Raw genomic sequence first — 20,478 nt, forward strand, 5'->3', positions numbered from 1 at the left:
GCGCCCGTTGGGGGGCGTGAGTGTGCCCACTCCCCTCCCGAGCGAGGCTCAGATGCTGCGCCAGCGCCCTTCGGTGGCGTTGCCCTCGGGCTGGGACCGGAACACGTTGCCCTCCGTGGGCGGCACGTCGTCGTTCGCGATGGCGAGCGCCCTGATCATCGGCCCGACGAGGGCGTCGAAGATGCCCGGCACGAGCCGGAAGCCGGCCATGACCAGCGGGTTGAGAAAGCCCGCCTGCACCATGCGCCGGGGGCGGTCCAGCGTCGCCACCACGATCCGCGCCACTCGCTGCGGGGAGTACACCGGCGGCGGCGGCCGACCCGTGCTGCCGATCCACGAGGCAGCCTGGAAGTAGATCGGGGTGTCGACGCCACCCGGCTGGATGCCCGAGATCGAGATCCCCGGCTCGTCGCGGGTCTCCTGCTGGAGCACCCGGATGAGCCCCAGCTGCCCCCACTTGGCCGAGACGTAGCTGCCGAGCAGCGGCGTCGCCACCGAGCCCAGCAGCGAGTTGACGATGGCGAGGTGCCCGGCGCCCTGCTGCCGGAAGACCGGCAGGACGACGCGGGCCACGACCGCCGTGCCGTGCACGGCGGTGTTCACCACCGTCTCGAAGACCTCGCGGGGAACGTCCTCGATCTTGCCGTAGGCCATGACCTGCGCCGCGTGGACGACGGCGTCCAGCCGGCCGAACTGCTGGACGGCCGCATCCACCGCCGCCTGCATCGCGTCCTCGTCGAGGATGTCGGCGGGACACACCAGCACTTCCGCCGCGCCGGCCGCCCGGGCCTCGGCAGCAGCCTCCTCGAGCGTTTCCTCGGCGCGGGCCACGAGGACGAGGCGGGCGCCCCGGCCGGCCAGCTCGATCGCGGTGGCCCGCCCGATGCCGCTGGAGGCACCGGTGATCAGGACGGTCTCGGGGGATCCCGGGTGGGACGGTGTCGGCACGGCTCAGCTCCTCGGGGCGGGACGGGAACGGCCTCGATGATGGAGCTGGGCCGGCCCGCCTCCGCTCGGCGTCCCGTCGGGCCTACCCGGGGCGTCGTGCGGTCATGCCGGTGGTGCGCAACCGATCCGGTCGAGCTCGGCCAGCAGCCACCCGGGACCGGCGACCGCGGTGCCCGGCTGCAGCCGGGAACGCAGGCCACGGTCGGCGGTCACCACGAGCAGCGGGACGCCGTCGACGGCCAGTTCCTCCGCGCTCGCCACGATCGCGTCGTCGCCGCTGCCCGGGGCGCGCACCACCCGGACGCCGTCCGGCGCGGCCGCCTCGCGCGCCTTGCCCTCGACCACCGCGACCACCTCGGTGCAGGTCACCGGGCCGCCGTCCGGGCCGGTCAGGGTCGTCCCCGGCACCGCGGCCAGCCGCCCGAGCAGTCGCTCCGCGGCTCCCGCCCGGTCCCGCCACCAGCCGTCGGGCCGCGAGCCGACGACGTTCGCGGCGTCCACGATCAGCACGCTCATCAGCGCCTCCTCTGCCGTCGCCCTCTGCCGTCGCCCGACCGGGCGAATCGCGATCATCGCCCGTTTGCGCCCCGGTGCACCGGGCATGCAGCACGCCGACTGCTGGGGGATGACCGCAGCCCACCTGCACGAAGGAGGCCCATCCATGGCCGGCACGGATCACACGCAGCACGATCACACGCACAGCGACACAGTCCGCACCGACGGCGCATCCGTCACCCGGGGCGCCGGCCGCGACGCCGTGGCCGCCCAGCACGACCGCTTCGGCGGGATCAAGTGGGGCGCCGCCTTCTTCGGCTGGCTGTCGGCCAACGGCCTCGCCGTCATCCTGGTCGCCCTCCTGTCGGCAGGAGGCCTCGCCCTCGGGCTGGCCCAGGGCGTGGACTCCGCCGACGAGGCAGCCGACCAGGCCAACGAGATCGGCATCGGCGGCGGGATCGCGATCCTCGTCGTCCTCTTCCTGGCCTACCTGGCCGGTGGTTACGTCGCCGGCCGGATGGCCCGCTTCGACGGCGCCCGCCAGGGCCTGGCCGTCTGGCTGGTCGGCCTGATCGTCGTCATCGTGCTGGCCGCCGCGGGCGCCATCCTCGGCTCGAAGTACAACGTGCTGCAGGACCTCAACCTGCCGCGCATCCCGGTCGACGAGGGCACCGCGACGACCGCCGGGATCATCACGCTGGTGGCGATCCTGCTGGTCACGCTGCTGGGCGCCGTCCTGGGCGGCAAGCTCGGCGACCGCTACCACCGCAAGGTGGACCGGGCCGGCTTCGGCGTCTAGCCCGACCCGCACGCACCCGGCCCCGCACAGCCTTCGCTGCGCGGGGCCGTGTCATGGGCGGGCCCGGCTCCTAGGCTGTCTGCCATGTGCCGGAACATCCGCCCGCTCTCCAACTTCGAGCCGCCGGCGACCGACGACGAGGTCCAGGCCGCCGCGCTGCAGTACGTCCGCAAGATCAGCGGCAGCACCAAGCCGTCCCGGGCCAACGCCGAGGCGTTCGACCGGGCCGTCGCCGAGGTTGCCGCAGCCTCGACGCGGCTGCTGGACGCGCTCGTGACCACCGCACCGCCGAAGGACCGGGAGGTCGAAGCGGTCAAGGCCCGTGAACGGGCCGCGCTCCGCTACGGCACGTGACCGGCGCGACCATTTGTATTGCGCACAACCGGCATGACGTCGGGAGTGCGGGGTAGGGCTCATGCACCCCCCGCTCGACCGAGGAGATCGTCATGGCTCGCAACACCCTCTCGCGCACGCTGCACGACCTCGGCCTGTCGGCCTGGTTCGGCGGAACCCTCGCCAACGCGGTCGCGTTGAACGCCGCTGCTGCCGAAGCCGGCAGCGACACGGACACCGGTCGCGTGGCGAACGCGGGCTGGGACCGGTGGACGCCCGTCAACGCCCTCGCCATCGGCGCGCATCTGGTCGGCAGCGTCGGACAGCTCAAGGCGAACAAGCAGCGCGTGGCTCACCAGGACGGCGTCGCCGCGATGTCGACGCTCAAGACGCTGCTCACCGCCGCTGCGCTGGGCGCCACTGCCTACAGCCGGATCCTCGGCCAGAAGGTCTCCGCCGCGGAGAACCCGCCGTCGAAGCGCGGCACCAAGCCCAGCAAGCGCACCAAGGCACTGCAGCCCGATCTCGCCGCCGCCCAGCAGCAGTTGGACACCCTGCAGTGGGTCATCCCCGCACTCACCGGGGCGCTCGTCGCGGTCAGCTCCTACGCCGGGGAGCAGCAGCGCCCCAGCGAGGTGGCTCGCGGCCTCGCCGGTAAGGACGCTGCGGCCTCGGGTGTCGTTCCCACGTGACGGCTCACCATGCACCGACCACCCTGGCCCGCGACGAGAGCCATGGCGGCGGCGCCACGCGCTGCCCTGATTGCACGGACGGCCTCGGCAAGCCCCGGCCGGTGAAGCCGGGCTCGCTGCGCGAGCGCATGCACAGCTCGCCGGGCCTGCTGCTGCCGTGGCGGGTCGCCGTCTTCGTCGCGGGCCTGCTGTTCGTGGTGCTCGGCATCGCGCTGACCGCGCTGCCGGGCCCGCTCACCATCCCGCCGGTTCTCGTCGGGCTCTGGGTCTGGTCGACCGAGTTCGAGTGGGCTGCCCGGTTCTTCGCGGCGTTCAAGCGCAAGGCGCAGGACGCCTGGAACCACGCCAAGCAGCACCCGGTCAGCTCGGCGGCGGTCACCCTCGGCGGCCTGGCGGCCGCCGGCGTCGCCTTCTGGGCGGTGGGGCACTACCAGCTCGTCGACCAGGCGAAGCTGGCTCTCGGCCTCTGAGGAATCCACTCGTCGACGAGTCGACAGGACGACATGTCGACGAGTCCCCTGATCGCGTGCCGCGAGGTGCGACAAGGCCTCCCGCGGGCATATACAAGCCGGTATGGGCGAGCGATCAGGGAGCGGCGACGGCACCGACGGCGAGACACGCCAGGAGCGCGTCAATCGCGAGCTCATGGAGCTGCTCAACGAGCTGCGGGTCGCCCTCCCCGGCGTGCAGTTCCTGCTCGCCTTCCTGCTGATCGTCCCCTTCCAGCAGACCATCGACCGGATCACCGACTTCCAGAAGGGCGTCTACTTCGTCGCGCTGGCGTCCGCCGCGCTCGCCACGGCGCTGCTCATCGCACCGGCCGCCCAGCACCGCGTGCTCTTCCGCCAGCAGGACAAGGAGGGGCTGCTCCGGCGCAGCAACCGGTCCGCCGTCGCCGGGCTCGTGGCGCTCGGGGTGGCCACCTGCGCGGCGCTGCTCCTCGTCGTCAATGTCCTCTTCTCGCTGACCCTGGCATGGGTGACCGCGGGGGCCCTGGCCGCGTTCCTGATCTGGTGGTGGCTCGCCGTGCCGTTCTGGCAGCGCGCCCACAATCCGCAGGCCGTCCCGGACGACACCGACGGGTAGGCGTGCCGGGCACCGGGCGAACGCTCGCCTAGCCTCCGAGGCGTGGCTACAGCGACGACGGAACGGGTCCCCCCGTCCCGGACCGTCGACGCGCCGGTCCTGCACTGGTCGCCAGCCGAGCTGCTCCCGCCGGCACTGGTCCTGCTGCTGGGGATCCTCCTGCTGCTGCCCGGGCACGGCCTCTGGTTCGACGAGCTGTTCACCGCCGAGGTGGCCCGCCTGCCGCTGCGCGATCTCCTCTCCGCCGTCGCCGACGGCCGCGGCACCGCCGGCTACCTGAACGGCGTCCCGCCGTCCTACAACGCGCCGTACTACGTCGTCGTCCACGCCTGGATGTCGCTGCCGTGGCTGGGTGGGGACACCTCCCTGCGCGTCCTCTCGCTCCTGGCGACGGCGGGCGGGCTGGCCCTGGTCACCCGGGCGGTCGGCCGGCTCGGAGGGCGGCCGACCGGGGTGCTGGCCGGGCTGGTGCTGGCGTGCAGCCCCCTGGTGCTGGAGCAGGCCGTCGAGGCGCGCAGCTATGGGCTCGCCGTCCTCGCCACCGGCGGTGCCGTCCTGGGCCTCGTCCGCTGGCTGCAGGAGCCGCCGCGCGGCCTCGTCCTCTTCGGTCTGGCCGGCGCGGGCATGGGGCTCGCCCACTGGTACGCCGTCACCGTCCTTGCCGCGTTCGTCACGGCCGCCCTGCTGCTGCGCGGCCGCCGGGCGCTGCCGGTCCTGCTGACCGGGGCTGTCGCCGCGTTGCCCGCCGTCGGAATGGTCGGGGTCAACCTGCTCAACGGCACCGGGGCGCGCAATGCCGAGCACCTGCACGACACCGCAGGCGGGCTGACCGGTCTCGCGGTCGAGGCGTGGGCCGGGGGCCGGACGCCGCTGCTGTACCTGACCGTGGCGCTCGGGCTGATCGGCGCGCTGCGTGCCCGGGGCACCCGCGTGGTCACCGGGGCGTGGGTGGTCGTGCCACTGTTCCTGCTGGTCCTGGCCGAGTTCGTCCGCCCGGTGTACCTGCCGCGGTACCTTCTCCTCGGGCTGCTCGGCCTCGGGGTGGCCGCCGCGGCGGGGGCGTTCGCACTCCCCCGCGCCGCCCGCGTGCCGGTCGGCGCGCTGCTCGTCGCCTGTTCCTTGCTGGCCAGTGCACCGCTGGCCACGCGGGAGCCGCGGGAACGGGGTGACGACGTCGTGCGGCTGCTCGCCGACCTCCACCGGCCCGGGGAGCCGGTCGTCGCCGCCGACCAGCGCTCCGCAACCGCCCTGGACCACTACGTCCGCATCCTCGAGCCCCGGCTCCGGCCGGACGTGATCCTGCCGCCCGACGATGCGCCGGCCGGCGCCGACCGGGTGTGGATGGTGCGCCGGATCATCGACGGGGCGCCGGAGCCCACGGACGACGACGAGATCCTGCGGGCGGCCGGCCTGACGATGAGCCGCGAGGACGCGTTCCCCGGCGGCAAGACCGACTTCGTGCTGCAGCTCTGGGAACGCTGACCTCAGCGGCGACGACGCGCGGCCCACGCCAGCGAGCGCACCGACTGGCGCAGGCGGGCGCGGCCCGTCCACGCCGACCGGCCCTCCGGCCGCCGGTCGCGCGCCACCGGCACGCTGGCGACCGGCTCCCCCGCTCGGGCCACCGCGAGGACGACGCTCGGCGCGCCTTCCTCCCCCATCGCCGTCAGGACGGCGCGGCGCACTCCTGCCCCCATCGCGAGGAAGGCCCCGGCGTCCGGGGGCAGCCCCGTGAGCCGGGCGGCCAGCAGCCGGTGCAGGTCACCCGTCCGGCGCCGCAACCAGGACTCATAGGCACCGCGCCGGCCCGCGAACACGGCCGCGACGTCCCCCTGGGCCAGCCGGTCGAGCAGCAGGGGCACCGCCTCCGGAGGGTCCTGGAGATCGGCGTCCAGGCAGACCCAGGCCTCGGCGGCCGGAACGTCTGCGAGCCCGCGGGCGAGGGCGGCGTGCTGGCCGACGTTGACGTCGAGGCGGGTGACCGAGATGCGCGGATCCCCGGCGGCGAGGGCGGCCGCCACCGCGGCACTGTCGTCGGGCGACGCGTCGATGACCAGCCGCAGGCGCCAGTCCCGGCCGGTCAGCGCGGCGGCCAGCCGCTCGGCGAGGGGCCGCAGGGTGGCCGCGTTGCCGTAGACCGGCACGACGACGGCAACTCTCACGACCCCGCCCAGGTCCTCGCAAGCCCCTCGGCCAGGTCCACCGTCGGCGTCCAGCCGAGCAGCTCCCCGGCGGCGGTGGGATCGCACACCCAGTCGGCGGTGTCCCACTCGCGGCCCGGATGGAGGCCCGCGGCCGTGGCGATCGGCCGGCCGGTCACCCGCTCGGCCGTGGCGACGAGCTCCTCGGTGCTGGTCTGCACGCCGGTGCCGACGTTGACCACGACGCCGGGAGGCAGGCCGTCGTCCCGGGCGGCGCGCACGCACGCCTCGACGACGTCGCCCACCCACACCCAGTCGCGCCGGCTGAGCTGGGCCGGCAGCGGCACGGTCGCTCCCGTGCGCGCGGCGTCGAGCACCACGGGCACCAGCCGGGTCGGATGGTCGCCCGGCCCGTACACCTGGAACGCCCGCAGCACGGCCGCGCGGACCCCCCGCTCGGCCGCGGCCGCCTGCAGCAGCAGCGAGCCCGCGGCCTTGGTGGCGCCGAAGAAGCCGCGCGGCTCCAGAGCCGCGTCCTCCGCGAGGGGTGCGGGCGAGGCCGCGTACTCCGTCGAGGACCCGAGGCGGACCACGGTCCGGCAGCGGTCGGGCAGGGCGTCCACGAGCCAGGGGCTGGTGTTGACGGCGACCGTGGCGGCGCGCTCGGTGAGCGTCGCCTTCGCCCGCCCGGCGGCCAGGGAGAACACCACGTCCGGGTCAGCGGCCCGCACCGCGGCGGCCGACGCGACCGGGTCCGCGAGGTCGACCTGGGCCCGGGTCAGCCCTCCGACGTCCCAGCCGTCAGCGACCAGCCGGGCGACCAGGTGCCGCCCGACGAAGCCGCCCGCGCCGGTGACGAGCGCTCTCACGCGGGCAGCGCCGCGGGCAGCCGTTCCCGTCCGGTCACGGCCGCGACGAACCGGTCTCGACGGCCGGCCGCCCCGATCGGCTCCGCACGCCGCAGGGAAGCAAGGGACTGCAGCAGCCGCGGCACCTCGGTGGCGGGGTCCCGGCCGGCCATGTCGGCCGTGAACGACCGGCGCAGGAAAGTGAAGTCGGCGCCCAACCGCACGAGCTCGGCGGCCAGGAGATCGCTCGGCACGGGCGACCCGCCGCCGGGCAGCGTCAGGCCGCCGACGCCGAAGGGCTGGGCCACCTCGGCGCGGACGGCGTCCACCGACCCGTCGACCAGCGGCCGGAAGAGCTCGTCGGACCCACGGTCGATGCGCAGGTCGTTGAGCCCCACGTAGATGCGCGACAGCGGACGGCTGGCCAGGACGGCGGCGCGCTCGACGGCGTCCTGGGTCTCTATCAGGATGCCGAGCCCGCACCGCCCGGCGACCAGGTCCAGCGTCCGGTCGACCTCGTCGGTCGTGCGGACCATCGGCAGCAGCAGTTCGTCGGCGCCGCGCGCGATCGCCTCGTCCACTTCGGCGCCGGTCCAGGGCCCGGAGCCGTTGATCCGGCACAGCAGCCGCCCGTCGGTGGCGGCGCGCATGCGGGTGAGGTCCTCGGCGGTGTCGGCGTTGATCTGGGTGCCCTCGCCGAGCTGCCGGCGTTCCTTGCCGCGGCGTTCCCAGTCCACGACGATCCCGGCCGCGCCGGCGTCGACCACCGCGGAGCCCCAGCGGGGGTCGACGGTGAAGAGGAACAGTTCCACGCCCGCAGCTTAGGCTTCCCTAACCGGAAACCTGGAAGCCCCCTGGGAGCGGGCCGTCAGGCCGAGCGGGCCGCTGCCGGCTGCGCGGTGAGGTCCTGCGGGAAGGCGAGCGCCGCGCCCAGAACCGAGACCGACACGTCTTCCCCTGCCGACGGCAGGTCCGCGCCCTCGAGCCGCGCGCTGACCAAGCGGCCGTCGGGCAGGTCCAGCCAGACGCGGGAGTCGTGGCCGTAGAAGTCCACGGCCCGCACGCGGGCGACGGGCAGGTCCGGCCGTGGCGCGGACAGCCGGAGCTGCTCCGGGCGCAGCAGCACTCTCGCGCTGCCGTCCGGGACGGCGGCGTCGCCGGCCGGCTCGAGGGGCAGGGCGCCGAGGACACAGTGCGCCACCCCGGCCCGGACGTCGGCGTCGAGCACGACGGCCTCGCCGACGAACGTCGCGACGTCGAGGTCGGTCGGCCGCCGGTAGAGCGTGCGCGGGTCGGTGAGCTGCACCAGCCGCCCCCCGCGGAGCACGGCGACCTGGTCGGCCATCGACAGCGCCTCGGCCTGGTCGTGGGTGACCAGCACCGCGGTCGCGCCGATCGCCCGCAGCGCTGCCGCGACGGCTACCCGGGTCTCCTCGCGCAGCCCGGCGTCGAGTGAGGAGAACGGCTCGTCGAGCAGCACCAGGGAGGGCCCGGGCGCCAGAGCCCGGGCGAGGGCCACCCGCTGCTGCTGCCCACCGGAGAGCTGGTGCGGGGGCCGGTCGGCCAGATCGGCATCGAGGCCGACGAGCGCCAGGAGCTCGCGGACCCGTCCGCCGTCGCGCCGCTGCTGCCGGGGCAGGCCGAAGCTGATGTTTCCGGCGACGGTCAGGTGCGGGAACAGCCCGCCCTCCTGCGGCACGAACCCGATCCCGCGCCGGCGGGCGGCCACGCTGCGCCCGGCGCCGGTGACCACCCGGTCGCCCACGACGACGGTGCCGGAGTCGGGGTCGTCGAAGCCGGCGATCAGCCGCAGGAGGGTCGTCTTGCCGCAGCCCGAGGGGCCGAGCAGTGCGGTGAGGCTGCCGGCCGGCACGTGCAGGTCCACCCCGGTCAGGACCGGGGTGCCGGGAGTGAAGGACTTGGTCAGGTCCGTCACTGTCAGTGAGCTCATGGGGTCAGACCTCGTCGGGGGTCGCGGGACAGCAGCACGGTAGCGGGCGCTGACAGCAGCACCATGACCACGGCATACGGGGCGGCAGCGCCGTACTCCAGCGCGCTGCTCGCCGACCAGAACGCGGTGGCCAGCGTGGTCGTTCCCGTGGGCGCGAGCAGCAGGGTCGCGGTCAGCTCGGTGACGACGGCGAGGAAGACGAGCGCGGCCCCGGCGCCGATCCCCGGGGCGAGCAGCGGGAGGGTGACCCGCCGGAGCCGGTCGGGCGCCGAGGAACCCAGCGAGGCGGCGACGTCGTCGTAGAGCGGCGTGGACTGCTCGACCGCGGCGCGCACGGTCACGATCGCCCGGGGCAGGAACAGGATCGCGTAGGCGGCCAGCAGCACCGGCACGGTCTGGTAGAGCCACGGCGTCGCCCGGATGCTGATCGTCACGAGCGCGAGGGCGACGACGATGCCAGGTACGGCGCTGCCGAGGTAGGTGCTGCGCTCGAGCAGGGTGGAGAGCCGGCCGCGGGCCCGGACGGCCAGCCACCCGGTGGGCAGCGCCATCGCCGTCGTGGCGACCGCAGCGGTACCGGCCAGCGCGAGCGTCGTGCCGGTCGTGGCCGCCAGGCTGTTCCAGTCGAGGGCGGTCGACGCCCCCCGGGCCATCCACCAGCCCAGGCTGGCGAGCGGCACGAGCAGCGCCAGACCGACGAGCGCTCCGAGCCCGGCCAGGGCGGGGACGGTCAGTGCCCGCAGGGCCACCGGACGGCCGGGCCGCGCGGCACCGCGGCCGCTGCGTGCATAGCCCCGCCGCCCGCGCAGCCGGAGTTCGGCCAGCAGCAGCGCCAGGCAGAGCAGCACGAGGACGCCGGCCAGCATCGTCGCGCCGGGGCCATTGAAGGTGGCCCGGTACTGGTCGTAGATCGCGGTGGTGAAGGTCGGGTATCGCAGCATCTGCAGCGCGCCGAACTCGGCCATCAGGTGCAGGGCGACCAGCAGGCTGCCGCCGAGGAACGCGACGCGCAGCTGCGGCAGGTGCACCCGGAAGAACACCGCCCAGCTGGACAGCCCGAGACCGCGGGCGGTCTCCTCCAGCGCCGGGTCCAGCCCGCGGAAGGCCGCGGCCACAGGCAGGTACACGAACGGGAAGTAGGACAGCGTCACGACGAGCAGGGCGCCGGCGTAGGTGTCCAGGCCCGGCAGGAGCGAGATCCACGCGTAGCTGTTGACGAACGCCGGGACCGCGAGCGGGGCCACCAGCAGGACGTGCCACACCCGCCGCGCCGGCACCGAGGACCGTTCGACCAGCCAGGCCGCGCCCACCCCGAGGACGCCGCAGCACAGCACCGTGCCCAGCACCAGGCGCGCGGTGTTCCAGAGCAGCTCGGCGACCCGCGGCCGGAACACCAGCTCGCGCACCCCGGACCAGCCGACGTCGACGGTGTAGACCGCGATGTAGCCCAGCGGGAGGAGCGCCAGCGCGGCCACGCAGACCGCCAGGGCCACCGTCACCGGCGAGCGCCGCAGCCGCCGTCCACCCGTCGACGTGCGCCGTCGCCGGTCCGCAGGGGGCGGCGCACCGGTGCCCGGGACGGCGACGGTGGTCAGAGCAGCCCCACGTCCTGCATCAGCTCGGTGACCGTCGTCGAGCTGAGCGAACCGGGGTCGACGACGGGGGCGCCGAGCCCGTCCAGCGGCGGCAGCGCGTCCGCCGAGGCGACCCCGGTGCCGACGGCGTACTCGAGCGCGTCGCTCTCGGCGAGACGCCGCTGCGCCTCCGGGCTGGTGAGGAACTCGACGAGGCGCTGGGCCTCCTCGGGCTGGTCGGAGGAGGCGAGGACGCCGGCGCCGGAGACACTGACGAAGGCGCCCGGGTCCTGGTTGCCGAAGAAGTGCAGCCGCGCGTCGTCCCCGACGAGGCCACCCTCGGCCTGGTCGCGGTACCAGTAGTAGTGGTACATCACGCCGACGTCGACCTCGCTCTCGTCGACGGCCTTCATCACCGCGGTGTTGCTGGCGTAGACCTCGGCGTTGCTCTCCAGGCCGGTCAGCCACGCGCGGGTGGCGTCCTCACCCTCGAGCGCGAGGACGGCGCTGACGATGGCCTGGAAGTCCGCGCCCCCGGCCGCGATCCCCACCCGGCCCGCCCACTCGGGGTTCGCGAGGTCGAGGATCGACGCGGGCAGCTCGGCCTCGGCGACGTCCTGGGGGTTGTAGGCCAGCACGGTGGAACGGGCGGCGAAGCCGACCCAGGTGCCCGACGACGGCCGGTACTGCTCGCCGACCTGGTCGAGGGTCGCCTGGTCCAGCGGCTCGAGGAGCCCGGCGTCGTCCACCACGTCGATGGCCGGGCTGTTCTCGGTCAGGAACACGTCGGCCGGGGAGGCGTCGTCCTCTTGGACGATCTGGTTGGCGAGCTCTGAGTCGTTGGCGTCGCGGAACTCCAGCTCGATCCCCGTCTCCTCGGTGAACTCGGTGAGCATCGCCCGGACCAGGCTCTCGTGCTGCGCGCTGTACACGGTCAGCGTCGCCTGGTCCGCCGAGCCGCACGCCGCGAGCACGGTGCCGGCGGCGAGGGTGGCGGCGATGCCTGCGGTCGCCCGCACGAGCCTGGTCACGCGTCGTTCTCCTTCAGCTAGGCAAGGCACACCTAATCACGACGACGGGTGACCACGGCGACCGCCCGCCGCGCGGCTCCCCGGACGTGAGCTACAACAAGTCGGTGACCTCTCCTTCGCTCCACCTGCGCACGGCTGCGTTCGCCGACCTCACCCCGTTCGAGGTGTACGACCTGTGCCGGCTGCGGGTGGACGTCTTCGTCGTCGAGCAGGAGTGCCCGTACCCGGAGCTGGACGGCCGGGACGTCGAGCCGGCGACCGTGCACCTGTGGCTGGAGTCCGACGGCGAGGTCGCCGCGACCATCCGGGTCCTGGACGACGGGGCGAGCCGGGCGATCGGGCGGGTGGCGACCGCCGCGGGCTTCCGCGGGCAGGGGCTGGCCGCGCGGCTGATGGCGGAGGGCATCGCGCTCTGCGGCGACGTCCCGATCACGCTCGGCGCGCAGGCCCACCTCGAGGGCTGGTACGAGCGCTTCGGCTTCCGCCGCAGCGGCCCCGGCTACATCGAGGACGGCATCCCCCACGTGCCCATGCGGCGCGAGCCGGCTCTCAGCGCGTGACGCCGGTGTGCCCGAGGGAGTACCGCCCCGGCTGGGGCCAGACGCAGAGCCCGTGCGGCCCGTCGCCCACCGGGATGCGCGCGAGCAGGCTCCCGTCGGCCGTGGAGATCACGTAGACCTCCCTGTTGTAGCGGCCGGACAGCCACAGCTGGGTGCCGTCCGCCGTCACGCCGCCCATGTCCGGGCTGCCGCCCGGGACCGGCCAGGTCGCCTTCACCTCGCCCGTGACGGGATCCAGGACGCTGACGGTGCCGGCGATCCGGCTGGTCACGTAGAGCACGGCGGCGTCGCGGCTGGGGTAGATGCCGTGCGTCCCGGCGCCCAGGGGGATCTGTCCGATGACCTGGGTCGCGGCCCCGTCGAGCACCCAGAGGCCGCCCTGGTCGGAGTCGGCGATGTAGAAGCGCTGGCCGTCGGGCGAGAGCTTGATGTCCTGCGGTCCCATGTGGGTGTTGCGGACGGGCATGTCGATGATCCGCAGCAGCGTCCTGGAGGCGACGTCGACGACGGCAACCCGGCCGGCGAACTCGCAGGTGAACACCGCCGTCCGCCCGTCGGCGGTGAAGTCGGCGTGGTCGATGCCGCCGCACTCGGGGATCGCCAGCTGTCCCTGCTCGGCCCAGGTGTGCGGGTCGTAGAACACGAGCATCCTGCGGGCCTCGGCGACGGAGACGGCCGAGCTCCCGTCGGGCCAGAAGTACATGTTGTACGGGTCGATCACCGGGATCCGGTCACCGTGCGCCCCGGTCTTCGGGTCGATCGGCGTGATCGTGTTCCCGATGTCGTCGGTCGCGTAGAGCATCTGCATGTCGTAGGAGGGGACGACGTGCTGGACCTCGATCCCGGCCTCGAACCGGTCGATCTCCTGGAAGGTGGCGGGGTCGATGACCCGGACCTCGCCGGACCCGCTGTGCGGCACGTAGACCAGCGGCCGGGCCGCCGCGGCGGCGGGGCTGAGCTCACCCGCGCCGGCCTCGGAGTACAGGTTGGCGGGGTCGACCACGGCCGGCATGCCCGGCAGCACGTCGACGGCGGGAGTGGTCGGCGCGGCACTGGTCGTCGGGCTCGGGCTCGGGGACGACGCCGACGCCGCGGAGTGGCTCGCGTGGGGCTCCGCCTCGCCGCCGTCCGCGGCCGACGTGCATCCGGTGAGCACGGCCAGCGCGAGCGGCACGGCCGCGAACCGGGAACGCCTGCCTGCCATGCCGGCCCCCTCGCCGTCGACCGCCCGGGACCCGGTCACCCTGCCAGCCCGGTAGCCACCGCGGGCCGTCCTCCTGCGTCGCGGGAGGATCTGCCCATGGACGACCGCGCGCTCCTCCGGACGACGGCCGACCGCCTCGACCGGCTCGCCGCCCGCACCACGGCGGGCGACTGGCGGACCGGCGGACTGCTGGCCAGCCGCCCCGAGGTGATCGCCCACAGCCATGGCGCCACCGAGCACGTGGCCGAGGCCCGGGCCGGCTCGGCCGGGTGGATCATCGCCCTGTCCCCCGCCGTCGGCCCGCCGCTGGCCGCCTGGCTGCGCGCAGCGGCCGAGGCACCGGCGGTCGAGCCCGCGGCGACGGCGGTGGCGCGGGTCCTGCTGGAGCGGCTGCCCTGACTCAGGCGGCGCGGATCCGGCCGCACGGTGCCCAGAAGGCCACCGATGCGCCGATATGGGTGGTGAGCAGGAGCTTCCGCCAGCGCGGAGCGAGGCGGCGGGTGGCGGTACCGGCCATGCCGACGACGATAGACGTCTAACGTTTCGACGTCTATCGTTCTCTCGTGCGCCCCGTTGAGATCCCGATCGGACTCCTGGTCAGCTCCACCGCCAAGGTGCTGAGCAGGGAGTTCGACGCCGCGCTGGCCGCCGTCGGTGGCTCGCGGCCCACCTGGCTGGTGCTCCTGTCACTGAAGACCGCGGGGCACCGCACCCAGGGCGAACTGGCCGACGCCGTGGGCATCCGCCAGCCCACGCTCAGCCATCACCTGGACGGGCTCGAGCGCGAGGGCCTGGTCCGCCGTGAACGGACGGCGGACAACCGCCGGGTCCAGCGCGTCACTGTGACGGAAGCCGGCGAGGCACTCTTCCTCCGCCTGCGCCGGGCCGCGGGGGCGTTCGACGGCCGGCTGCGCGCGGGGCTGGACGAGACGGAGGTCGCCGAGCTGCGACGGCTGCTCGCCCAGCTCGCGGAGAACGCCCCGCCCGACTGACGCCGGCACCTCTTGACGACACGAGCGTCCGGCTACACCCTCTAGCCGTGGCTATGAGTCCAAGCCAGACGTCGTCACGAGTCACCCGGCGGCGCGCAGCGGTTCGCGACGAGGCCCTCGCGCATGCCGTCGTCCTCATGACCTCCGAGGGCGTCGGCGCGCTCAGCGTCTCCGAGGTCGCCCGGCGCATGGGTATCCGGGGGCCTTCGCTCTACAAGTACTTCCCTTCGCGGCACGCCATGTACGACGCGTTGTTCGCCCGCGGCCTGGCCGAGCAGCTGGCAGCGGTACGCCGTGCCGTCGACAGCCTGCCGCCCGGGGCGCCGCGGATCCGGACCGGTGGTGCGGCGGTCGTCCGCTGGGCGGTCGCCAACCCCGCCCTCGCCCAGCTGCTGCACTGGCGGCCCGTACCGGGCTTCGAGCCCTCCCCCGAGATCTTCGCGACGAGCGTCGACGACGCCTCGGACGTGCGCGCCGAGTTCACCGCGGCCGTGAGCCTGGGTCAGCTCAGCGCCGCCGCCGACAGCGACGACGCCGTCCGTCTCTACACCGTCGTCCTCTCCGGTCTCATCACCCAGCAACTGGCCAACGAGCCCGGCGCGGCCTTCGACCAGGGCGTCTTCAGCCGGCTCACCGAGACAGCGCTCGAGTTGTTCCTCTCCGCCTACGCACCCTGAGGAGTCGCCATGCAGACGCTCGACCGTGACGAGGTCAGCACCGTCGTCGCCGCTCCGCCGGAGGACGTCTACGCACTCGTGGCGGACGTGACCCGGACGCCGGAGTTCAGCCCGGAGGTGGTCAGCTGCCGATGGATCGGTGGCGCCACCGGTCCCGCCGTCGGCGCGCGGTTCGAAGCCGTCAACCAGAATGAGAGCGGCCGGACGTGGAAGAACAGCCCCGTGGTCACCGTCGCGGAGCCCGGCCGGGAGTTCGCGTTCGCCCGCACCGAGCCGTTCGCCGGCACCATCGCCTGGCACTACCGCTTCGAGCCGGCCGATGGCGGCACGCGCGTCGTCGAGGGCTACGAGGTGGAACGGCCGATCAGCCGGATCGGGTGGTTCGTCATCGAGCGGATCTTCCGCGGCGGGAACCGTCGGGAGGCACTGCACACGGGGATGCGCAGCACGCTCGAGCGCCTGCGGGTCACCGCCGAGACCCGTGTGGCGGAGAACGCCCCGCCCGACTGACGCGCGCGATCTCCCCGTCCCTCGCCGTTCCCGACTAGAACCACTCCCCATGGATGCCGAGGACCGGCCGCCCACCCGGGTGGCCTACGCCCACGACGCCGTCCTGGTGCTGGATCCGGGCGGTGACGACCGCGCGCCGGGAGCGGCGATCACCGTCGCGCTCTGCGGGAGTTGGTCGCACGAGCCGCCGTGCCCGCTGGCGCCGCACCACACGCACGCGCACCGGGCGGGCCCCATGGTCACGCTGCGGCTGCTGTTCGCCGCCGATCCGCAGGACGAGGCGCTGGTGCGGCAGTTGGTCGACGAGACGCTGGCCCGCGGCTGGGCGGACGGCCCGGACGGGCACCGCACCGCCTGGCAGCTGGTCACGGCCACCCCGTCCCGGCTGCGTCTCGAGGAGGAGGACCACGGACGCCGGCTGGTGCGGAACTGAGCCTCAGCCGCCGAGGTGACGCCCCGACAGCACGGCGCATGCCGCAGCCCGATCGCGCAGCAGGGCCTGCTCCCGCTCGTTGCGGGTCAACGCGGCCGCGCGCTCGAACTCCAGCCGCGCCTCCTCGTGCCGGCCCAGCTGCACGAGCAGGTCACCCCGGACGCTCGGCAGCAGGTGGTAGCCCTGCAGCGCCGGGACGTCGGTCAGCGCGTCGACCAGCTCCAACCCAGCTGCCGGCCCGTAGGCCCGGGACACCGCGACGGCGCGGTTGAGCTCCACCACCGGGGACGGCGCCAGCTCGGCGAGCGCCTCGTAGAGCGCGGCGATCTGCGGCCAGTCGGTGGCCTCGGCCGTGCCGGCGCGGGCGTGGCAGGCGGCGATCGCGGCCTGGAGTCCGTACGGGCCCAGCGCGCTGCCCCTGCGCTCGGCCTTGTCGAGAGCAGCGAGACCGCGGCCGATCAGCACCCGGTCCCAGCGGCCGCGGTCCTGGTCGGGAAGCAGCACCGGTTCCCCCGTCGCACTGATCCGCGCACGCAGCCGCGAGGCCTGGATCTCCATGAGGGCGACCAGCCCGTGCACCTCCGACTCTGCCGGCGTCAGCGCGGCGAGGATGCGGCCCAGCCGCAGCGCCTCCTGGCAGAGGGCCGGCCGCACCCAGTCCTGCCCCGAGGTGGCCGAGTAGCCCTCGTTGAAGACCAGGTAGATGACCTCGAGGACCGAGGACAGGCGCGCGGTGAACTCCGGCCCGGGCGGCAGCTCGAACGGCACTTTGGCCGCGGTGAGGGTGCGCTTGGCCCGGACGATCCGCTGGGCCACGGTCGACTCGGCGACCAGGAAGGCGCGGGCGATCTCGTCGGTGGTGAGGCCGCCGATCAGCCGGAGCGTGAGTGCGACGCGGGCCTCGCGGGAGAGCACCGGGTGGCAGGAGATGAAGACCAGCCGCAGGACGTCGTCCTCCACGACCTCGTCCAGCGCCGCCGCCCAGTCCGGCTCGTCGGCCACGACGATCTCCCGGCCGAGCTCGGCCGTCTTGCGCTCGAGCCGCTCGGAGCGGCGGAAGACGTCGATCGCCCGGTGCTTCGCGGTGGCCATGAGCCAGGCACCGGGCTTGTCGGGGACGCCGGTCTCCGGCCAGCGCTCGAGCGCTGCGACGAGGGCGTCCTGGGCGAGCTCCTCGGCCAGTCCGACGTCCCCGGTGACGCGCGTGAGCGCGCCGATCAGCTTCGCGGACTCCATCCGCCAGACGGCGTCGACGACACGGTGGGTCGCCGAGGCCGTGAGGGTCAGATCGGTCATCAGGACCCGTGCTGGGCCGCCGACGTGGCGCGCAGCCGGTCCTCCTGCTCGCGGAGCTCCGGGGTCAGGGCGTCGCCGAAGTCGTCGGCGGTGGCGACCTGCCGAACCTCGACCTCGCCGTCCCGGAAGGGCGCCTTCCGCACCCACTCGAGGACCTCCTCGCGCGAGGAGACCTCGAGGATCCAGAAGCCGGCGACCAGTTCCTTCGTCTCCGCGAACGGCCCGTCGACGACGGTCGAGCTCCCGTCCTTGTCGAACCGGACGCGGGCGCCCTTCGAGCTGGCGAGCAGCCCCTCACCGGCCAGCATGACGCCGGCCCTGACGAGCTCCTCGTTGAAGGCGCCCATCTCGGCGAGCTCCTGCTCGGTCGGCAGGACGCCGTTCTCGGTGTCCTCGTTGCCCTTGACGATCACCATGTAACGCATCGGAGTCTCCCTCTCGTGCCGGGAACGGGGGCCGGCCCATCCGGCCGGCTCGGCCCCGCTCTACTGACACGTCGAACGAGCCTCACCCGGATCGACACCGCCGCACAAGATTCTTTTCGGCCGATCTCGCCGGCCCCGGAACGCGCGAGTGCCCCGCCGGCGAACCAGCGGGGCACTCGTCGTGCAGGTCAGGACGACGTCAGAGCGACGCCGCGCAGTAGACCGTGCCCTTGTCGGTGATCAGGCCGGACGAGGACCACAGGGCGGCCTCGGCGGTCGCGAACTCCGAGCAGCTGGCCGGGTCGGCCATGAACTCGTCCTCGGTCTTCTTCTCGTCCTCGATGCCGACGATCTTGAGCTCCGCGTCGGAGGAGTCGCAGTCGACGACCGAGAAGTCGTTGTCGCTCTTCATCTGGACGCAGTCGTTGACCTTGGGGTCGCCGATGCCGAAGCCACCGGTGAGCGTGTACGCGCCACCGATCCCGACGACGGCGACAGCGCCGGCGACCGAGGCCCACTTCTTGACGTTGCTCTTCTTCTCGGGCTGCGGTGCCTGCCCGTCGGTCTGCGGTGCCCAGGCGTCCTGGGGGGTGCCGGGCTGGCCCGGTGCGGCGTGGTCGGAACCGGGGTAGGTCATGGCTGCTCCTGTGAACTCGCTGAATGTCGTGCGATCCCCGAGAGCTTCACTGACCGGGTTACTGACCTGGGTGTTCCACACGTCGCCGGCGGCGTCGAACCGGTAACGAACGGTTGCGTACGACCCGGCGGCCCCACTCGTCCCAGGTGGCGGGTCCGAGTGGACACCCGGGCGGCGGGTAGGGACCGGCGATGAGCGACGAGACGGAACCGGGTGGGTTCGCCGGGCGGCTGGGCGTGCGGGTCGAGAAGGTCACCGACGGCACCGCCCACCTGGGGTTCGAGGCGACCGACGACCACCTCAACCCCGCCGGGACGGTGCACGGCGGCGTCCTGGCAACCCTGGTGGACACGGCCATGGGGACGGCGGTCCGCAGCGCCACCGACGACGGCGACGTTCCCGCGACGAGCCAGCTGACCGTCACCTACCTGCGGCCGGGGAAGCCCGGGCGCCTGGAGGTCACAGCCCGCGTCCGCACCCGCGGCGAGCACCTCACGGTGTGTGAGGCCGACATCGAGCAGGACGGCCGCAGCCTCGTGCACGCGGTCGCAACCTTCGCCCTCCTGCACGACTGACCTCCCGCACGTCACCCGAGCGGGTGGGGAGATCGGCGGGGTCGTCCGGCCACCACCCGCCGAGGCAGAACCCGCAGGTACCGCAAAGTCGCAGGTCAGTGGCTGCTCGACCGGCCCGTGCCGTCCGACGGCAGGGCGCGACCGCCGGAGTGGCGCGGGTCACGGAACAGCGACGAAAGCCGCCAGGGCTGGCGCAGCTGAGTAGCGTCAGCGGGGTACATCTCTCATTTCCAGGAGGCACCCCGTCGCCACGACGCATGGACGCTGCGCAGAAGCCCATCTGGGCTGCCCCTGCCGGGGCGACCAGGCCATCCACGAGGAGCGGTCCAAGGAGATCGCCGAGGCCCGGGCCCACGCCCAGGAGACCGTGGACTGCCCCGAGTGCGGCGCCACGACCACCCCGCTGAACATCGTCACCTGGGGCCACTGCCGCGCGTGCCGGACGGCGCAGTCGCGGGAGATGTACCCGCTCCGCTGGTAGACCGCTCCCCCGCGACGGCTTGCGTCGGAGGGGGACGATGAACGCATGACCACTGCGACCTGGAACGGCGTCGTCATCGCCGAGTCCGATGACATCGTCACCGTCGAGGGCAACGCGTACTTCCCGCGCGAGGCCGTGCGCGAGGACGTCCTGCGGCCCTCCGACCACCACACCGTCTGCCCCTGGAAGGGCACCGCCTCCTACTTCGACCTCGAGGTCGAGGGGCAGGTCAACAAGGACGCGGTCTGGTTCTACCCCACGCCCAAGGACGCCGCGAAGGAGATCCAGGGCCGGGTCGCGTTCTGGCGGGGCGTCCAGGTCCGCTGAGCCGATCGGCGGTCAGCGGGCGGGACGGGCGCCGGCCAGTTCGCGCGCGGCAGCCGCGGCCTCGTCGTCCAGCCGCTCGGCGATGGCGTCGTTGAAGGACTCCCACGCGAACTCCGGCGGGACCCCGAGGGCCTCGGCGATCTGCTCCCAGCTCGCGCCTCCGCGCAGGGCGGCGCGGATCCCGATCAGCTGGCTGTCGTGGGCCTTGCGGGAGACCACCTCACCGAGGGCGAGCAGCTCGAGCGCCTCGTAGGTGTCCAGCGAGGTGTCCCGGAACGAGGCCCACCCGTTCTCGTCGTCGTCGCGGACGGTGTTGAGGGTGGTGTCACCGTTGTCGCGGCGGCTCAGGAAGTCCAGACGGGTCGCGGCCGTGGTCAGCGTGAACTCCGGCTCGAGGGCCTCGGGGGTGATGCTCATGCCGGGAGCCTTCCCCGCCCGCGTCGGCGCGCCAAACTCCCGCACC

At 73.8% G+C, this 20,478-nt stretch carries 27 protein-coding genes; 14 read left to right on the plus strand and 13 right to left on the minus strand.

Features of this window, described 5'->3' with window-relative positions; genetic code table 11:
• Positions 1–48: 48 nt before the first annotated feature.
• Together E4P38_RS13685 and E4P38_RS13690 are read right to left on the minus strand one after the other, a co-directional pair.
• Positions 49–948, minus strand: a complete 900-nt coding sequence (locus E4P38_RS13685) for an SDR family NAD(P)-dependent oxidoreductase (RefSeq protein ID WP_135132367.1) — start codon at positions 946–948, stop codon at positions 49–51.
• 102 nt (positions 949–1,050) lie between these two features.
• Positions 1,051–1,464, minus strand: coding sequence for a hypothetical protein (locus E4P38_RS13690; RefSeq protein ID WP_135132368.1), 414 nt, complete (start codon positions 1,462–1,464; stop codon positions 1,051–1,053).
• Positions 1,465–1,609: 145 nt separating this feature from the next.
• Between E4P38_RS13690 and E4P38_RS13695 the strand changes: the two genes are divergently transcribed.
• From E4P38_RS13695 to E4P38_RS13720, 6 genes are all read left to right on the plus strand, one after another.
• Positions 1,610–2,242 (plus strand): hypothetical protein, encoded by a 633-nt coding sequence (locus tag E4P38_RS13695; RefSeq protein WP_135132369.1) that lies wholly within the window; start codon positions 1,610–1,612, stop codon positions 2,240–2,242.
• Positions 2,243–2,326: 84 nt separating this feature from the next.
• Positions 2,327–2,596, plus strand: coding sequence for a DUF2277 domain-containing protein (locus E4P38_RS13700; protein ID WP_135132370.1), 270 nt, complete (start codon positions 2,327–2,329; stop codon positions 2,594–2,596).
• A gap of 92 nt (positions 2,597–2,688) precedes the next feature.
• Positions 2,689–3,267 (plus strand): hypothetical protein, encoded by a 579-nt coding sequence (locus E4P38_RS13705; protein WP_135132371.1) that lies wholly within the window; start codon positions 2,689–2,691, stop codon positions 3,265–3,267.
• Positions 3,264–3,737, plus strand: a complete 474-nt coding sequence (locus E4P38_RS13710) for a PGPGW domain-containing protein (protein WP_135132372.1) — start codon at positions 3,264–3,266, stop codon at positions 3,735–3,737. The genes E4P38_RS13705 and E4P38_RS13710 overlap by 4 nt, the downstream gene beginning before the upstream one ends.
• Before the next feature lie 103 nt (positions 3,738–3,840).
• Complete coding sequence (locus E4P38_RS13715) at positions 3,841–4,353, plus strand: DUF6328 family protein (RefSeq protein WP_135132373.1); 513 nt, start codon at positions 3,841–3,843, stop codon at positions 4,351–4,353.
• 42 nt (positions 4,354–4,395) lie between these two features.
• Positions 4,396–5,835, plus strand: coding sequence for a glycosyltransferase family 39 protein (locus E4P38_RS13720; protein ID WP_135132374.1), 1,440 nt, complete (start codon positions 4,396–4,398; stop codon positions 5,833–5,835).
• Positions 5,836–5,837: 2 nt separating this feature from the next.
• Here the strand turns inward: E4P38_RS13720 and E4P38_RS13725 are convergent, their stop codons facing one another.
• The 6 genes from E4P38_RS13725 to E4P38_RS13750 form a co-directional block, all read right to left on the minus strand.
• The gene (locus E4P38_RS13725; RefSeq protein WP_245161016.1) at positions 5,838–6,515 is read right to left on the minus strand and encodes a glycosyltransferase; all 678 of its coding nucleotides are present in this window, start codon (positions 6,513–6,515) and stop codon (positions 5,838–5,840) included.
• Positions 6,512–7,363 (minus strand): NAD(P)-dependent oxidoreductase, encoded by an 852-nt coding sequence (locus E4P38_RS13730; RefSeq protein WP_135132375.1) that lies wholly within the window; start codon positions 7,361–7,363, stop codon positions 6,512–6,514. The genes E4P38_RS13725 and E4P38_RS13730 overlap by 4 nt, the downstream gene beginning before the upstream one ends.
• A complete protein-coding gene (locus E4P38_RS13735; RefSeq protein WP_135132376.1) occupies positions 7,360–8,154 on the minus strand; it encodes an aldolase in 795 nt (264 codons plus the stop codon). The genes E4P38_RS13730 and E4P38_RS13735 overlap by 4 nt, the downstream gene beginning before the upstream one ends.
• A 56-nt stretch (positions 8,155–8,210) precedes the next feature.
• Positions 8,211–9,293 (minus strand): ABC transporter ATP-binding protein, encoded by a 1,083-nt coding sequence (locus E4P38_RS13740; protein ID WP_135132377.1) that lies wholly within the window; start codon positions 9,291–9,293, stop codon positions 8,211–8,213.
• Positions 9,290–10,792 carry an iron ABC transporter permease gene (locus E4P38_RS13745; protein ID WP_135132378.1) on the minus strand — a complete coding sequence of 501 codons (1,503 nt, stop codon included), beginning with the start codon at positions 10,790–10,792 and terminating at the stop codon, positions 9,290–9,292. The genes E4P38_RS13740 and E4P38_RS13745 overlap by 4 nt, the downstream gene beginning before the upstream one ends.
• A 92-nt stretch (positions 10,793–10,884) precedes the next feature.
• Complete coding sequence (locus E4P38_RS13750) at positions 10,885–11,898, minus strand: iron ABC transporter substrate-binding protein (protein ID WP_135132379.1); 1,014 nt, start codon at positions 11,896–11,898, stop codon at positions 10,885–10,887.
• Positions 11,899–12,002: 104 nt separating this feature from the next.
• Here E4P38_RS13750 and E4P38_RS13755 point away from each other — a divergent pair, with 104 nt between their 5' ends.
• Positions 12,003–12,458, plus strand: coding sequence for a GNAT family N-acetyltransferase (locus E4P38_RS13755; RefSeq protein ID WP_209309100.1), 456 nt, complete (start codon positions 12,003–12,005; stop codon positions 12,456–12,458).
• On the opposite strand, the gene E4P38_RS13760 is transcribed toward E4P38_RS13755, so the two are convergent.
• Entirely contained in the window at positions 12,448–13,662 is a 1,215-nt protein-coding gene (locus tag E4P38_RS13760) for a hypothetical protein (protein WP_135132380.1), read from the minus strand. The genes E4P38_RS13755 and E4P38_RS13760 overlap by 11 nt on opposite strands.
• Before the next feature lie 96 nt (positions 13,663–13,758).
• On the opposite strand from E4P38_RS13760, the gene E4P38_RS13765 reads away from it, so the two are divergent.
• The 5 genes from E4P38_RS13765 to E4P38_RS13785 all read left to right on the plus strand — a co-directional run bounded on the left by E4P38_RS13765 (position 13,759) and on the right by E4P38_RS13785 (position 16,274).
• The gene (locus E4P38_RS13765) at positions 13,759–14,061 is read left to right on the plus strand and encodes a hypothetical protein (protein WP_135132381.1); all 303 of its coding nucleotides are present in this window, start codon (positions 13,759–13,761) and stop codon (positions 14,059–14,061) included.
• Positions 14,062–14,225: 164 nt separating this feature from the next.
• On the plus strand, positions 14,226–14,654 hold the full coding sequence (locus tag E4P38_RS13770) for a MarR family transcriptional regulator (RefSeq protein WP_135132382.1): 429 nt from the start codon (positions 14,226–14,228) through the stop codon (positions 14,652–14,654).
• 53 nt (positions 14,655–14,707) lie between these two features.
• Positions 14,708–15,331, plus strand: coding sequence for a TetR/AcrR family transcriptional regulator (locus E4P38_RS13775; RefSeq protein ID WP_280791085.1), 624 nt, complete (start codon positions 14,708–14,710; stop codon positions 15,329–15,331).
• A gap of 9 nt (positions 15,332–15,340) precedes the next feature.
• Positions 15,341–15,841, plus strand: coding sequence for an SRPBCC family protein (locus tag E4P38_RS13780; protein WP_135132384.1), 501 nt, complete (start codon positions 15,341–15,343; stop codon positions 15,839–15,841).
• A gap of 49 nt (positions 15,842–15,890) precedes the next feature.
• Complete coding sequence (locus E4P38_RS13785; protein WP_135132385.1) at positions 15,891–16,274, plus strand: hypothetical protein; 384 nt, start codon at positions 15,891–15,893, stop codon at positions 16,272–16,274.
• 3 nt (positions 16,275–16,277) lie between these two features.
• Here E4P38_RS13785 and E4P38_RS13790 read toward each other — a convergent pair whose 3' ends face one another.
• From E4P38_RS13790 to E4P38_RS13800, 3 genes are all read right to left on the minus strand, one after another.
• A complete protein-coding gene (locus E4P38_RS13790; protein WP_135132386.1) occupies positions 16,278–17,570 on the minus strand; it encodes an RNA polymerase sigma factor in 1,293 nt (430 codons plus the stop codon).
• Positions 17,570–17,995 carry a YciI family protein gene (locus E4P38_RS13795; RefSeq protein WP_135132387.1) on the minus strand — a complete coding sequence of 142 codons (426 nt, stop codon included), beginning with the start codon at positions 17,993–17,995 and terminating at the stop codon, positions 17,570–17,572. Before E4P38_RS13795 ends, E4P38_RS13790 begins: the two co-directional genes overlap by 1 nt.
• Before the next feature lie 199 nt (positions 17,996–18,194).
• A complete protein-coding gene (locus E4P38_RS13800) occupies positions 18,195–18,632 on the minus strand; it encodes a hypothetical protein (protein WP_135132388.1) in 438 nt (145 codons plus the stop codon).
• Between the two features lie 191 nt (positions 18,633–18,823).
• On the opposite strand from E4P38_RS13800, the gene E4P38_RS13805 reads away from it, so the two are divergent.
• Together E4P38_RS13805 and E4P38_RS13810 are read left to right on the plus strand one after the other, a co-directional pair.
• Complete coding sequence (locus E4P38_RS13805; RefSeq protein ID WP_135132389.1) at positions 18,824–19,207, plus strand: PaaI family thioesterase; 384 nt, start codon at positions 18,824–18,826, stop codon at positions 19,205–19,207.
• A gap of 526 nt (positions 19,208–19,733) precedes the next feature.
• Positions 19,734–20,015: a DUF427 domain-containing protein gene (locus E4P38_RS13810; RefSeq protein WP_135132390.1), complete on the plus strand. Its 282-nt coding sequence runs from the start codon at positions 19,734–19,736 to the stop codon at positions 20,013–20,015.
• A gap of 12 nt (positions 20,016–20,027) precedes the next feature.
• On the opposite strand, the gene E4P38_RS13815 is transcribed toward E4P38_RS13810, so the two are convergent.
• The gene (locus E4P38_RS13815; protein WP_135132391.1) at positions 20,028–20,432 is read right to left on the minus strand and encodes a hypothetical protein; all 405 of its coding nucleotides are present in this window, start codon (positions 20,430–20,432) and stop codon (positions 20,028–20,030) included.
• Positions 20,433–20,478: the final 46 nt, after the last annotated feature.

Origin of the sequence: Blastococcus sp. CT_GayMR16, assembly GCF_004570875.1 — a bacterium.
GTDB lineage: Bacteria > Actinomycetota > Actinomycetes > Mycobacteriales > Geodermatophilaceae > Blastococcus_B.

Excerpts from the sequence above, each read along its gene's own strand:
- E4P38_RS13690 (WP_135132368.1), bottom strand. The coding sequence starts at position 1,464 with ATGAGCGTGCTGATCGTGGACGCCGCGAACGTCGTCGGCTCGCGGCCC.
- E4P38_RS13695 (WP_135132369.1), top strand. The coding sequence starts at position 1,610 with ATGGCCGGCACGGATCACACGCAGCACGATCACACGCACAGCGACACA.
- E4P38_RS13700 (WP_135132370.1), top strand. The coding sequence starts at position 2,327 with ATGTGCCGGAACATCCGCCCGCTCTCCAACTTCGAGCCGCCGGCGACC.
- E4P38_RS13705 (WP_135132371.1), top strand. The coding sequence starts at position 2,689 with ATGGCTCGCAACACCCTCTCGCGCACGCTGCACGACCTCGGCCTGTCG.
- E4P38_RS13715 (WP_135132373.1), top strand. The coding sequence starts at position 3,841 with ATGGGCGAGCGATCAGGGAGCGGCGACGGCACCGACGGCGAGACACGC.
- E4P38_RS13740 (WP_135132377.1), bottom strand. The coding sequence starts at position 9,293 with ATGAGCTCACTGACAGTGACGGACCTGACCAAGTCCTTCACTCCCGGC.
- E4P38_RS13760 (WP_135132380.1), bottom strand. The coding sequence starts at position 13,662 with ATGGCAGGCAGGCGTTCCCGGTTCGCGGCCGTGCCGCTCGCGCTGGCC.
- E4P38_RS13765 (WP_135132381.1), top strand. The coding sequence starts at position 13,759 with ATGGACGACCGCGCGCTCCTCCGGACGACGGCCGACCGCCTCGACCGG.
- E4P38_RS13775 (WP_280791085.1), top strand. The coding sequence starts at position 14,708 with ATGAGTCCAAGCCAGACGTCGTCACGAGTCACCCGGCGGCGCGCAGCG.
- E4P38_RS13780 (WP_135132384.1), top strand. The coding sequence starts at position 15,341 with ATGCAGACGCTCGACCGTGACGAGGTCAGCACCGTCGTCGCCGCTCCG.
- E4P38_RS13785 (WP_135132385.1), top strand. The coding sequence starts at position 15,891 with ATGGATGCCGAGGACCGGCCGCCCACCCGGGTGGCCTACGCCCACGAC.
- E4P38_RS13790 (WP_135132386.1), bottom strand. The coding sequence starts at position 17,570 with ATGACCGATCTGACCCTCACGGCCTCGGCGACCCACCGTGTCGTCGAC.
- E4P38_RS13795 (WP_135132387.1), bottom strand. The coding sequence starts at position 17,995 with ATGCGTTACATGGTGATCGTCAAGGGCAACGAGGACACCGAGAACGGC.
- E4P38_RS13800 (WP_135132388.1), bottom strand. The coding sequence starts at position 18,632 with ATGACCTACCCCGGTTCCGACCACGCCGCACCGGGCCAGCCCGGCACC.
- E4P38_RS13805 (WP_135132389.1), top strand. The coding sequence starts at position 18,824 with ATGAGCGACGAGACGGAACCGGGTGGGTTCGCCGGGCGGCTGGGCGTG.
- E4P38_RS13810 (WP_135132390.1), top strand. The coding sequence starts at position 19,734 with ATGACCACTGCGACCTGGAACGGCGTCGTCATCGCCGAGTCCGATGAC.
- E4P38_RS13815 (WP_135132391.1), bottom strand. The coding sequence starts at position 20,432 with ATGAGCATCACCCCCGAGGCCCTCGAGCCGGAGTTCACGCTGACCACG.